The sequence below is a fragment of the Albibacillus kandeliae genome (assembly GCF_003116585.1).
GTDB lineage: Bacteria > Pseudomonadota > Alphaproteobacteria > Rhodobacterales > Rhodobacteraceae > Albibacillus > Albibacillus kandeliae.
This window is the reverse complement of the sequence record NZ_QEHM01000004.1, coordinates 190,855-203,610: the sequence shown is the minus strand read 5'-3', so window position 1 is coordinate 203,610 and position 12,756 is coordinate 190,855. Positions and strand designations below refer to the sequence as shown.

Annotated in this window: 12 protein-coding genes; 7 read left to right on the top strand and 5 right to left on the bottom strand. The window is 68.3% G+C overall.

What is annotated here, in order from left to right:
• The first annotated feature begins 138 nt into the window (after positions 1 to 138).
• A complete protein-coding gene (locus tag DDT93_RS11655; protein WP_109466019.1) occupies positions 139 to 666 on the top strand; it encodes a YHS domain-containing (seleno)protein in 528 nt (175 codons plus the stop codon).
• A 162-nt stretch (positions 667 to 828) separates the two neighbouring features.
• On the opposite strand, the gene DDT93_RS11650 is transcribed toward DDT93_RS11655, so the two are convergent.
• The 3 genes from DDT93_RS11650 to DDT93_RS11640 form a co-directional block, all read right to left on the bottom strand.
• Positions 829 to 1,407, bottom strand: a complete 579-nt coding sequence (locus DDT93_RS11650) for a GcrA family cell cycle regulator (RefSeq protein ID WP_109466018.1) — start codon at positions 1,405 to 1,407, stop codon at positions 829 to 831.
• 105 nt (positions 1,408 to 1,512) lie between these two features.
• On the bottom strand, positions 1,513 to 2,739 hold the full coding sequence (locus tag DDT93_RS11645; RefSeq protein WP_109466017.1) for an MFS transporter: 1,227 nt from the start codon (positions 2,737 to 2,739) through the stop codon (positions 1,513 to 1,515).
• Between the two features lie 120 nt (positions 2,740 to 2,859).
• Positions 2,860 to 3,780, bottom strand: coding sequence for a DMT family transporter (locus DDT93_RS11640; RefSeq protein ID WP_109466016.1), 921 nt, complete (start codon positions 3,778 to 3,780; stop codon positions 2,860 to 2,862).
• A 109-nt stretch (positions 3,781 to 3,889) separates the two neighbouring features.
• On the opposite strand from DDT93_RS11640, the gene DDT93_RS11635 reads away from it, so the two are divergent.
• The 4 genes from DDT93_RS11635 (at position 3,890) to argF (ending at position 6,984) form a co-directional block, all read left to right on the top strand.
• Positions 3,890 to 4,147 (top strand): zinc ribbon domain-containing protein, encoded by a 258-nt coding sequence (locus tag DDT93_RS11635; RefSeq protein WP_109466015.1) that lies wholly within the window; start codon positions 3,890 to 3,892, stop codon positions 4,145 to 4,147.
• Positions 4,147 to 4,608, top strand: a complete 462-nt coding sequence (locus DDT93_RS11630; RefSeq protein ID WP_109466014.1) for a GFA family protein — start codon at positions 4,147 to 4,149, stop codon at positions 4,606 to 4,608. The genes DDT93_RS11635 and DDT93_RS11630 overlap by 1 nt, the downstream gene beginning before the upstream one ends.
• Positions 4,609 to 4,787: 179 nt before the next feature.
• Positions 4,788 to 5,975, top strand: coding sequence for an aspartate aminotransferase family protein (locus DDT93_RS11625; RefSeq protein ID WP_109466013.1), 1,188 nt, complete (start codon positions 4,788 to 4,790; stop codon positions 5,973 to 5,975).
• 82 nt (positions 5,976 to 6,057) lie between these two features.
• The gene (gene argF, locus DDT93_RS11620) at positions 6,058 to 6,984 is read left to right on the top strand and encodes an ornithine carbamoyltransferase (protein ID WP_109466012.1); all 927 of its coding nucleotides are present in this window, start codon (positions 6,058 to 6,060) and stop codon (positions 6,982 to 6,984) included.
• Between the two features lie 21 nt (positions 6,985 to 7,005).
• Here the strand turns inward: argF and DDT93_RS11615 are convergent, their stop codons facing one another.
• Positions 7,006 to 8,175 (bottom strand): mandelate racemase/muconate lactonizing enzyme family protein, encoded by a 1,170-nt coding sequence (locus DDT93_RS11615; RefSeq protein ID WP_109466011.1) that lies wholly within the window; start codon positions 8,173 to 8,175, stop codon positions 7,006 to 7,008.
• Positions 8,172 to 9,782 (bottom strand): GMC family oxidoreductase, encoded by a 1,611-nt coding sequence (locus tag DDT93_RS11610; RefSeq protein WP_109466010.1) that lies wholly within the window; start codon positions 9,780 to 9,782, stop codon positions 8,172 to 8,174. Before DDT93_RS11610 ends, DDT93_RS11615 begins: the two co-directional genes overlap by 4 nt.
• 117 nt (positions 9,783 to 9,899) lie before the next feature.
• On the opposite strand from DDT93_RS11610, the gene DDT93_RS11605 reads away from it, so the two are divergent.
• Positions 9,900 to 10,799: a LysR substrate-binding domain-containing protein gene (locus tag DDT93_RS11605; protein WP_109466009.1), complete on the top strand. Its 900-nt coding sequence runs from the start codon at positions 9,900 to 9,902 to the stop codon at positions 10,797 to 10,799.
• Positions 10,800 to 10,925: 126 nt separating this feature from the next.
• Entirely contained in the window at positions 10,926 to 12,548 is a 1,623-nt protein-coding gene (locus tag DDT93_RS11600; protein ID WP_109466008.1) for a thiamine pyrophosphate-binding protein, read from the top strand.
• Positions 12,549 to 12,756 lie beyond the last annotated feature (208 nt).

The following is a 12,756-nucleotide window of genomic DNA, read 5'->3' as shown; positions in this document are numbered from 1 at the left end:
AACAATCCGCGCCCTTTCCCTCACGCCCGCGCCGCCCTCGTCACGGATGCGTCAGCGGGGCTCCCCGCACTGAAGCCGGGCGCCTATCCTGATTGCGCAGGGGGCCGGGCGGATCGGCCCGGAGAGGAGACCCTTCCTATGACAGCACGAAACACCACCGCCCTGACGCTCGCGCTCGCCGCGCTCTGGGGCGTGTCGGCCCATGCGGGACCGCAGTTCGTGGACGAGACCGGCTTTGCCGTCTCCGGCTACGACGTCGTCTCCTACCGCGCCCTCGACCAGTCGCCGGTGGGGCAGCACCAGCCCGAACCGCTGCCGGGCCGCGCGTCGATCACCGCAGAATACAACGGCGCCACCTTCGCCTTCGCCAGCGAAGAGAACCGCGCCGCCTTCCTGCAGGATCCGGCGCGCTATGCGCCGCAATACGACGGGCACTGCGCCTATGGCGTGTCGAAAGGCGGAAAGGTGCCCGGCAACCCGACCCTCTGGCGGATCGTCGATGACAGGCTCTACCTCAACATCACGGAAAACGTGGTCGGTTTCTGGGAAGAGGACATCCCGGGCAACATCTCGCTGGCCGAGGGCAACTGGCCGGGGATCGAGGCCGGGGCCGCCTCGGAGAGCCCGATCCCAAACTACACCTCGCCCGCGCCGTCGAGCGAGTAAGGGGGCGCTGCCCCCTTCTTGGCCTGCGGCCAATTCATCCCCCGGGATACTTGAAAACCCAAAGAAGGACGGCGCGGAACCGGCTTCTTTGGGTTTCGAAATATCCCGGGGGAGTCGCGCATCGCGCGACGGGGGCAGCGCCCCCTGGCGGTTCCGGCCGCGTTACCGCTTGCGGTCGCGCCGTGCGCTCATCGGCTGGAAGGCGACGCCGACATGGGCCTCGCAATAGGGTTTGCCCGCCTGCACCGGCAGGCCGCAGAACCAGAAATCGGGGGTTGCCGGGTCGCCGACGGGCCATTTGCAGGTCCGCTCGGTCAGTTCCATCAGGCTGATCTTCTTGGCCTTCTTCTCGACCTCGTTGACCTTGGCGAGCGCCTCGGGGCTGATCTCGTTGGCCGAGGGCTGCGGCGGCAGCGGCTGGCCTGCGGGGATGATCTGGCGCCGGGCGGGCACCGCGGACTTGGTCTCGGGCGCCGGGGTTGCCGGGCGGGCGGCCTCGGTCTTGGGCGCGGGCTTGGCCTTGGGTTCCGCCTTGGCGGCGGGGGCGGGCTTGGACTTGACCTCGGGCTTGGCCGCGGGCGCGGGGGCGCCGGCGGTGCGGTTCGAGAGGCCGAGGCGATGCACCTTGCCGATCACCGCGTTGCGCGTCACGCCGCCCAGCTCCTTGGCGATCTGGCTGGCCGACTGGCCATCGCTCCACATTTTCTTGAGCAGTTCAACGCGCTCGTCAGTCCAGGACATCGCAGGCCTTTCCAGATAAAAAGCGGCCCGCTGGCCGCTCCCGATTGTTCGACAGTCCCCTATTCTAGTCACTCCGGGGCGAGTTACAAGGCATGGCGGTGCCGCTCAGGTCCCGGCGGGGGCGGGCTGGGCGCCGCGGGCGCGGCCAAGGCGGGGGTGCATCCGCGCGGCGATGGCGCTGGCGGTGAACATGGCAAGGCCCCCGGCGGCGAAGATGCCGAAGAGCGGGGTCACCTGCAGCACCGCCCAGGCAACCCCGGGGGTCATGATGCCCGAGACGTCGCGGAAGCTGGAATAGACCGCCGACATCTCGGTGCGTTCCGAGGGTTTCACCGCCATCAGGAAGGGCAGCCCGGCGCAGACGTCCAGCACGATGAGCCAGCAGGAGCAGAGCATCAGCAGCGCCACGGCGACCATCGGCAGGCCCGAGAGCGCGGCGGCGGCGAGGAAGAGGATTCCGGCGGCGGCGAAGCCGGTCTGCACCGCCTGCTTGAGGCTGCGCCGTCGCATCCAGGCCTGGATCAGTGGCGTGCCGAAGAGGCAGCCGTTGGTGATCGACAGGACGATGCCGCCGAGTTCGGGCGAGAGGCCGGATTCGATGGCGTAGATCGGCAGGTAGACCACGTAGACCCACCAGCCGCAGGAGCGGATCACGGCGAAGAGCCAGCCTGCGACCAGCCGGGGCTGGTGAAAGAAACGCGGCAGGAAAGCCAGCGGGTTCTGCGGCGGTCGCGTCGCCCGGGTGATCAGCCGCCCGTTGCCGAGGCGCATGTACCAGAACACCGCCAGCATGGTGAGGGCGGCGACGGCCGAGATCACGAAGGGCGCGGGTGCCCAGAGCCGCATCAGGGTGACCCCGGCGACCGGTCCGATGGTCCAGCCAAGGGCGCTGTAGAACAGCCGCGCGGTTTCGGCCCGGCCCAGTTCGACCCGGGCCACGTAGTCGAGCACGTAGGCGTTGAAGCAGACGAAGGTGGTGACCGTCGCCACGGTATTGGCCGCCAGCGCCGCGACGACCATCGTCGGGCTGCCCGCGATGGCGAGGGCCGAGCCGAGGACGTAGAACAGCGCCCCGGTGGTATAGACCCAGCGGCGCGGCACGAAGCGGATCAGCCAGGGCACCATGAGGCCGGTGCAGAGCGACACGATACCGATTACGAAATAGGTCGAGGAGACCGTCTCGGCGGCACCGAGGGCGCGGTACATGATGATCGGGAAGACCGAGATCAGGATGCCGCGCACCACTGCCTCGAGCCCGGCGAGGGTGGCAAAGCCCCGGATGCCCGGGGCGGGGGGGTGGCGCAGCCATTCGGGGATGCGGCGTTCATGCATGGGTCGTCTTCCTCTCCACCCCGCTCTCGCGCTTTCGGCGCGGCCTGTCCCCGCCGAAAGCGACACCGGGGCGGGTTGTTTTGCGACCTTTCCGGGATCGGGCGGAGCGGCGCCGGTCGGTCAGGGCGTGTTGGCCGGGGGCAGGGGCGGCGGGACGGCGAGGCGGCGGGCCCGGGCCTCGCGCAGGACCAGCAGCAGCGCGCCGGACAGGATGATGGCGGCGCCGAGCAGCGATACCGCGTCGGGCACCGCGCGGAAGCCGAGGAAGTCGTAGAGCGCGGCGAAGATCAGCGTGCAGTAGCTGAAGGGCGCGGCAAAGGAGGCGTCGGCCCGGGCCATGCCGTTGATGAAGAGGGCTTGGGCGCAGGCCATGATCACCCCGATGGCGGCGAGGGCGAGCCATTGCAGCGGTTCGGGTGTCTGCCAGACCGGAAAGGCCACGGCGCTGGCGATGCAGGCGCCGATCAGGTTGTTGACCAGCAGGATCTGCGCCAGCGGTTCCCGCCGCGACAGTGTCTTGATGAAGATCAGTTCGAGCCCCATGAACCCGGCGGCGACCAGTGCCAGCAGGGCCGCGGGCTGGAAACTGCCGGGCGTGGGGCGCAGCAGGATCAGCGCCCCGGCAAAGGCGATGGCGGCGGCGGTCCAGCGCACGGGGCCGACCTTTTCGCCCAGCAGCGGGATGGCGAGGATCATGGCGAAGACCGGGTTCAGGAAGCTGATCGCGGTGGCGTCGGTCAGCGGGATCCGGGTGACCGCGGTGAACATCAGGGTCAGCCCGGCCCAGCCGCAGAGCGTGCGGCCGAGGTTCAGGCCCCAGTGCACCTTCTTGAAGCCGGGGCGGCGCAGCAGGAAGAAACCTGCGAAGACGAGGAAGGCGAAAACGAAGCGCGCCTGGCTGACCTGCAGCGGATGCAGCGCCGGGCCGAGCGCGCCGGTCGCCAGAGCCTTGGCGATCAGCGTGGTCGCCGCGATGAAGGCGGTGGCCGAGCTGATCATCAGCGCCGCGAGCAGCGGGTTATCGGGGGTCTGCTGGGTCATGATCCGCCTATGACGCGGGTCCTGCACCTCGGCAAGGGGCCACGTGCAGTTGACCGGTCAGGGGCGGCTCCGCCATGCTGACGGGGGCGGCCGAGACAGGGAGACGGCGATGAGCGCGAAATGCCAGAGTTGCGGGATGCCGTTGTCGCGGGACCCGTTGGGAGGGGGTGCCGAGGCCGATGGCAGCCGCAGCCGGACCTATTGCTCGCACTGCTACGACAACGGGGCCTTTCGTGCGCCCGATGCCAGCTTTGCCGAGTTCCAGGCCCATTGCATCGAGATGCTGGTCGCGAAGCGCGTGCCGCGCCCGCTGGCCTGGCTCATGACCCGGGGCATGCAGCGGCTCGACCGCTGGCGTGGGGACTGATGAGACGCTACGCGGGCGGTTGCCATTGCGGCGCGCTGGCGCTGGTCTTCGAGACAGAGCGGGATCCGGGCGAGATTGCCGTGCGGGCCTGTCAGTGCAGCTTTTGCCGCAAGCACGCCACGCGGGCGATCACCGACCCCGGGGGGCGGATCACGCTGGGTCTGATCGTACCCGATGCCGTTTCGCGCTACAGCTTCGGGCTCGGCACGGCCGACTATTACCTCTGCGCCCGCTGCGGTGTCTACGTGGCCGCCGTGGCCCGGGCCGAGCCGCCCACCGCGATCGCGATCCTGAATGCGCTGGACGAGGCCGGGGCCTTTGTCGCGCCGCCGCGCCCAACGGTCTACGATGAGGAAACCGCCGACATGCGCCGGGACCGCCGGGCGCGATCCTGGACGCCCGCGCGGATCCTCGGGGCCGACGATTTTTCCTCTTTCCGCAAGGGCGGTGCGGCGCTATAAGCCGCCGCATGAGCATTCACGCGATCACCACGATTGTCCGACGCCGACGCTGAGATTCAGCGCTCGCGCCCCTATGCTCCCGGCCTGCGACTCTGCAGGCCCCCCCGAACTCACGATATTGACGTCACCGCCTGACATGGGGCAACCATGAAGGCTCTGTTCCCAAGAGGATGATCCCTATGATCCCGTCCGTTCTGCCGACCTACAACCGCGCGCCGTTTTCCTTCGTCAAGGGCGAAGGCTCCTGGCTGATCGAGGCGGATGGCCGACGTTTCCTCGACCTCGGAGCCGGCATCGCGGTCAACGCGCTGGGCCATGCGCATCCGGCGCTGGTCAAGGCGATCACCGATCAGGCCAACGCGCTCTGGCACACCTCGAACCTCTACCGGATCCCGAACCAGGAAGCGCTGGCCGACCGGCTGGTCGAGCACACCTTTGCCGACACTGTCTTCTTCACCAACTCGGGCACCGAGGCCTGCGAGCTGGCGGTGAAGATGGCGCGCAAGTACTGGTACGAGAAGGGCAAGCCGGAAAAGACCGATATCATCACCTTCGACGGCTCGTTCCACGGCCGGTCCGCTGCGGGTATCGCGGCAGCGGGGACCGAGAAGATGGTCAAGGGCTTTGGCCCGCTGCTGCCGGGCTTTGTCCACCTCGCCTGGAACGACTGGGACGCGCTCGAGGCCGCCGTGGGCGAGACCACCGGCGCGATCCTGATCGAGCCGGTGCAGGGCGAGGGCGGCATCCGCCCGCTGCCGGATGCCGACCTGAAGAAGCTGCGCGCCTTCTGCGACGACAAGGGCCTGCTGCTGATCCTCGACGAGGTGCAGTGCGGCGTGGGCCGGACCGGACGCCTCTTTGCCCATGAATATGCCGGCATCGCGCCCGACATCATGATGGTGGCCAAGGGCATCGGCGGCGGTTTCCCCCTCGGGGCCGTTCTGGCGACCGAAGAGGCCGCCTCGGGCATGACCGCGGGCACCCACGGGTCGACCTATGGTGGCAACCCGCTGGGCTGTGCCGTGGGCTGCGCGGTGATGGACGAGGTGACTGCGCCGGGCTTTCTCGAGTCGGTCAACGCCAAGGCGGGCCTGTTCCGCCAGAAGCTCGAGGGGCTGGTCGCCGATCACCCCGAGGTCTTCGAGAGCGTGCGCGGCTCGGGCCTGATGCTTGGCCTCAAGTGCAAGGCACCCAACACCGATATCGTGGCCGCGGGTTATGACAATCTGGTGCTGACGGTGCCGGCCGCCGACAACGTGATCCGCATCCTGCCGCCGCTCACCATCAGCGAGGAGGAGATCGCCGAGGCCGTCACCCGCCTCGATGCCGCGGCCAGCGCCGTCGAGTCCGCCAGCGCGGCGGCCTGACATCTTTTCTCCGAAAGTACTCTCGGGGGGTGCGGGGGGCAGATGGCCCCCCGCCTCGCCAACAGACAAGAAGCATGACCAGATGACCCATTTTCTCGATATCCACACCACTTCCCCGGAGGATCTCCGGGGCATCATCGATCAGGCCGGGGCGATGAAGCAGGCGCGCAAGGACCGGCCCAAGGGAGCGCCCGACGACGACCAGCCCCTCAAGGGCCGCATGGTGGCGCTGATCTTCGAAAAGCCCTCGACCCGGACCCGCGTGTCCTTTGACGTGGGCGTGCGCCAGATGGGCGGCGAGACCATGGTGCTCTCGGGGGCCGACATGCAGCTGGGTCACGGCGAGACCATCGCCGACACCGCGCGGGTGATGTCGCGCTATGTGGATCTGATCATGATCCGGACCTTCGAGGAACAGACGCTGCTCGAAATGGCTGAACACGCCACCGTGCCGGTGATCAACGGTCTGACCAACCGCACCCATCCCTGCCAGATCATGGCCGATGTCATGACCTTTGAAGAGCATCGCGGCCCGATCGCGGGCAAGAAGGTCGTGTGGTCCGGCGATGGCAACAACGTCTTTGCCTCCTTCGCCCATGCCGCCGGGCAGTTCGGCTTCGACCTGACCTTTACCGGCCCCGAGACGCTGGACCCGGAAAAGACCTGGCTCGACTGGGCTGCGGCCAAGGGCCGGCCGGTCACCATCGACCGCAACCCCGAGCGGGCCGTCGCAGGCGCCGACCTCGTGGTGACGGACACCTGGGTGTCGATGCATGACCCGCAGTCCGCGCGCGAGCGGCGCCACAACCAGCTGCGCCCCTACCAGGTGAACGAGGCGCTGATGGCGCATGCCAAGCCGGACGCGCTGTTCATGCACTGCCTGCCGGCGCATCGTGACGACGAGGCGACCAGCGCGGTGATGGATGGGCCCCATTCGGTGATCTTCGACGAGGCCGAGAACCGCCTGCACGCGCAGAAGGCGGTCATGCGGTACTGCCTCGGGGTCTGACCCCGTTCCGGTGCGGCGCGCCTAGCGCGCGCTGCACTTGTAGGTCGAGCGGGCCAGCCACTCCGGCGTGACCTCGATACCCCAGCCGGGGGCATCGCTGACCGTGACCTGACCGTCGCGCACCGTGTAGGGATCTTCGACGAAGAGCCCGCGCTGCCACGGGTAGTAGTCGTCGCCCTCGATCGAGAATTCGAGATAGCGCCCCGGGTTTGGCACCGCGCGCAGCAGGTGCATGGTGAACAGCGTCACCAGCGACAGGTTGGCCGCGTGCGGGGTGCAGGGCAGGTTTGCCGCCGCGCCCATGCGCGCCACCTCCATGCTGCGGATCATGCCACCGAGGTAGAGGATGTCGGGCTGGACGATATCCACCGATTTCAGCGCGATCATCCGTTTCCAGTTCTGCAGGTCCCAGTCCTGTTCGCCGCCCGCCACGTCGATGATCAGGGCGCGGGCGACTTCGGCGGTCTGTTCCAGCTCCCAGTAGGGGCAGGGTTCCTCGAAATGTTCGTAGCCGTTGTCTTCGAGGATGCGCCCGACCTCGATGGCGCGGGCGGGTGAAAAGCCCGAGTTCGCATCCACCAGCAGCGCTGCATCGTCGCCGAGCGCGTTGCGGATCGCGGGAATGATCTCTTCCGTGCGGCCCGGCCATTCGTCGCGGTCCTGCCCGCATTCGGCCCCGACCCGTACCTTGAAGGCGTCGAAGCCGAACCTTTCGCGCAGGTCGGTCATCCGCCGTGCCTCGTCCTCTGGCGTGATGTCGCGCCGCATCGAGGAGGCATAGGCGCGGATCGGCCCGGCGGACCCGCCCAGCAGCTCGGCTACGGGCTTGCCCGCCGCCTTGCCGCGCCAGTCCCAGACGGCGGTGTCGAGCCCCGCCATCGCGCGGCGCAGGTAGGTGCCGGGGAACTTGTGCTCGCGCAGCGGGATCTCGGCGATCACCGCCTCCAGCGCATCCATGCCGCGCCCCAGTGCCCAGGGCGCGACCTGGCGATGCAGGATCTCGCAGGTGATGTCGCTGCTGTAGGTCGAGACCTGGCCCCAGCCCTGTGTTCCGTCCTCGGCGGTGACGCGGACGAAGCCGATCAGCGGGGTGCAGAAGGTCTCGATCCTGTCGATGCGGAGGCCGGTGTCGTCGCTGCCCCGGTCGTAGGTGACGGGGACGGCGCCCGAGGCGGAATAGGGGGTGGTCATGCGTCCTCCAGGATCAGGTCTGCGGCCCGGTGGGCCAGCATCATCGTCGGGGCATTGGTATTGCCCGAGGTGACATTGGGAAAGGCCGAGGCGTCGACCACGCGCAGGCCGCCGAGCCCGTGCACCTTGAGCCGGTGGTCGGTGACCGAGGTCGCCGGGTCGCTGCCCATCCGGCAGGTGCTGGTCGGGTGGAACACGGTGCCGCAGCGCTGGCGAAAGTCGGCGAGCAAGGCGTCGTCGTCCATGGTCAGCAGGTTCGGTTCCATCGCGCTTTCGACGAGCTTCTGCAGGGCCGTAGTGCGCATGATGCGCTGGCACAGCCGGGCCCCGGCCAGCACCTCGGCGATGTCGCTGTCGGTGCTGAGCGAGTTGGGCCGGATGAGCGGGCGGTCCATCGGGTTCGGGCCGCTGATGTCGATGCGGCCCCGGCTGGTGGGGCGCGAGGGCTGGAAGCTGATGATGAAGCCGGGGAAGGGGTCCGGCTGGACCACGGTGCGCTTGCCGTTCGGGGTGAGCGTGTAGGTCACCGGGTTGAAGTAGAGCTGCTGGTCGGGTTCGGCGAGGTCGGGGGTGGAGCGGAAGAAGCCGCCGCACTGGTTGACCGAAAGGGCCAGCGGGCCACGCCGGGTGAGCATGTAGCGCAGCGCCGCCGCCGCCTTGCCGTGGAACGGGCGCAGGGCGTTGTTCAGCGTCGGTTCGGTGGCGCGGAAGTAGTAGTTGATGCCGAGATGGTCCTGCAGGTTGCCGCCCACGTTGGGCTGGTCGAGCAGCGTGGCGATGCCGTGCTGGCGCAGCAGGTCGGCGGGACCGACGCCCGAGAGTTGCAGCAGGCGCGGCGAGTTGACCGACCCGGCGGCGAGGATCACCTCGCGTCCGGCGCGATAGCTGACGGGCTTGCCGCCGACACGCGCGTTCACGCCCACGGCGAGGCGGCCCTCGAACTGGATCGTCTCGACCATGACATCGGTGATCAGCGTGACATTCGACCGCCGGAGCGCGGGCGACAGGAAGGCGCGGGCCGAGTGCATCCGCCGCCCGCCGCTGGTGTTGATCCGGTAGATCGCGGCGCCTTCGTTGGTGTCGCTGTTGATGTCCTCGGTTACCGGCAGGCCCAGTTCGCGGACGCCCGCGAAATAGTGGCGCGTGGCCGGGTGGATCTGGTCGGAGACGTCCTGGACATGCAGCGGCCCCTTGCCCCTGCGCTGGCCATCGGCGCCGATCTGAGTCTCCATCTCCTCGTAGGTGGCGCGCACCGTGTCCCAGCCCCAGCCGTTGGCGCCGGCGGCTTCCCAGTCCTCGAAGTCGCGGGGCAGGCCGCGCGCGTAGACCAGCGCGTTGATGGCCCCGGAACCGCCGACCACCTTGCCGCGCGGCCAGTAGGCGCGACGTCCGCCGAGCGCCTCTTCCGGTTCTGCCTCGAACTTCCAGTTCACGGCCGGGTCGAAGTAGGTCTTGCCGTAGCCCACGGGCAGCGCGATCCAGGGCGACCGGCCTCGACCGCCGGCTTCGAGGATCAGCACGCGGTTGCGTCCCGACGCGCTCAGACGTTCCGCGAGGACGCAGCCTGCCGAGCCTGCGCCGACGATGATGTAGTCGTATTCTCTCACTGGGGAATTGCCTGTCAGGAGTGGTGTCGCACAACCGTTACAAAGCCTTCCGCCGAAACCAAAACGAAAAAAATTTTGCCATTACCTCGAAAAAATTCTCGGCTACTCTCGGACGCAATGTATAGCCAATTGCCCCCTCTGAGCTGGCTGCGCGCCTTCGATGCCAGCGCGCGCCTCGGCAGCTTTACCCTGGCCGCCGAGGAACTCGGGCTGACGCCCTCGGCGGTGAGCTACCAGGTGCGCGGACTGGAGGCGAAGCTGGGTCACGCGCTGTTCCGGCGCGAGCACCGGATGCTGCAGCTGACACGGCTTGGGCAGGCCTATCTGCCGGTGGTGGCGAAGGCCTTTGCCGATATCGACGCGACCACATCGAGCCTGTTCGGCAAGGCGGCGGAGGCCGAGATCACCCTGCGCTGCGTCAGCTCGCTGAGCCTGTTGTGGCTGGTGCCGAGGCTGGAGCGGTTCCGGGCGGCCTTTCCCGAGAGCCGCCTGCGGTTCCTCTCGGCCTCGTGGTCGGAGATGCCGGAGGGCGAGGAGATCGACGTCGATATCCGCTTTGGGGACGGCACATGGACCGATGGCGAGGTGCTGCCGCTGATGCACAGCGAGGTGATTGCCGTCGGCACGGCGGGGCGGGTGCAGGATGGCGTGCCGGATACGCTGGTCACCGCGCCGCTGATCGAACTGGTCGGGGTGGTAGATGGCTGGCAGCAGTTCTTTGCCCACCATCTGCCCGGCCTGACGGCGCCGGAGCCTGCCTACAAGGTCGACCAGTCGCTGATCGCGCTGGAACTGGCGTGCCGGGGGCTTGGCGTGGCGCTGGTCGCCGAGGTCTTTGCACGGCCCTACCTGGCCGACGGACGGCTGGTCCGCGCCGCGGCGGCGCCGTTGCCCGCGCGGCAGGGGCACTACCTTGTGCTGCCCGCCAGCCGCAACAGCCGACGGCGCGAGGTGGCGAGCCTGGTGGCCTGGCTACGGGCCGAGGCGGCGAACGAGGAGCAGGCGGGGGATGCATGAAAAACGCGCCATACGCCCGTTTCACTCTCAGCCCACGCAAAAATTCACCTGTCGGGGCTGCTTAATGCGCGCTTTCCGCACCAGCTTGGGGGTATCAACGGCAGGGCATCATCGGAGTAGGACCACATGAGCGGCAAGATCCACGTCTATCAATCCATTGCGCAGGCGGTGAGCGACCACGGCGTCGACACCATGTTCGGCCTGATGGGCGATGCGAACCTGTTCATGGTGGACCACTTTGTGAGGGAGTGCGGCGGGCGCTTTGTTCCGGTGTCGCACGAGGGCAGCTGTGTGCTGATGGCGCTGGCCTATGCCCATGTGGCGGGCAAGGTCGGGGTGGCGACGGTGACCCACGGCCCGGCGCTGACCAACTGCGTGACCGCCCTGACCGAGGCGGCGCGGGGGCATATCCCGGTGGTCCTGCTGGCCGGGGATACGCCGGTGGTGAACCCCCGCCATCCGCAGAGCATCGACCAGCGCGAGGTGGTCAAGGCGACCGGCGCCGGGTTCGAGCAGGTGCGCGCGCCCAACACCGTGGGCGCCGATATCGCGCGCGCCTTCTATCGCGCCCGGGTGGAGCGCCGCCCCATCGTGCTGAACATGCCCGCCGACTACATGTGGCAGGACATCAACCACGAGGTTCGCGTGCTGGACGTGTTCAGCGCGCCCGGCGGTGTGGCCGAGGGGGACATCCTTGACGAGGCCATCGGCATGATCGCTTCGGCGCGTCGCCCGCTGATCCTCGCCGGGGCGGGTGCAGTCGCCGCGCGCGACAAGATCATCAAGCTGGCCGACCGGCTGGAGGCCCCGCTGGCCACGACGCTGAAGGCCAAGGGGCTGTTCACCGGCCACCCCTACGACATGGACATCTTTGGCACCCTGTCGACGCAGGCGGCCTATGACCTGATTGCCAAGACCGACTGCATCATCTGTTTCGGCGCCGGGCTGAACGACCTGACCACCGACCGTGGCAAGCTGACCAAGGACAAGCGGATCGTGCAGATCGACATCGAGCCGACGGCGATCGGGGGCGGCGTGCATCCGGATGCCGCATTGCTGGCCGATGCCGGGCTGACTGCCGATACCATCCTCTACTGGCTGGACGAGGCCGAGATCGCGCCCAGCGGTTTCACCCGCGAACTCGACACGGCAACCCTGCGCCTGCATCCCATCGGGCCCGACAAGACTGCCGATGGCTGCGTCAACTACGTGCAGGCACTGGAGCGGCTGGAAGAGGCGCTGCCCCGCAACCGCGTGCTGGTCACCGACGGCGGCCGCTTCATGACCGAGGTCTGGTGCCGCATCACCGCGCCCGATCCGCAGAGTTTCGTGGTGACGGCCAACTTCGGCTCCATCGGCCTTGGGCTGCAGGAGGCCATCGGAGCGGGTGTCGCGGCGCCCGACCGCCCGGTGGTCCTGTTCACCGGCGACGGTGGTTTCATGATGGGCGGTCTGAACGAATTCAACACGGCGGTCCGGCTGGGGCTGGACCTGATCGTGATCGTCGCCAACGACTCGGCCTACGGGGCCGAGCACATCCAGTTCATGGACCGGCAGATGGACCCGAGCCTGACGCAGTTCGACTGGCCCTCTTTCGCCGAGGTCGCGACCGCGCTGGGCGGGCAGGGGATCATGGTGACCTCGATGACCGAACTGGACGCGGCGCTGAAGGGGCTGGAGCAGCGTGACCGGCCTGTCCTGATCGAGCTGAGGCTCGACCCGAACGACGTGCCGCGGATGCGCATCTGAGCGAAACCGGCCCTTCGGGGGTCGGTGACCGGAGCGATAATGACTGCCCGTGCATTGAGCGCCGGGGCTGGCAATCCGCCGGTCCCGGCGTTCGCTTTATTGAGATAATTGGTTTTCATGTTAGCCTTATGAGGCGCGCACTGCGGGCCGGGATGACCGGGACGGATCATCGTCAGGTCGCCTGGGTCCCGTGACTGGATTGCGCGCA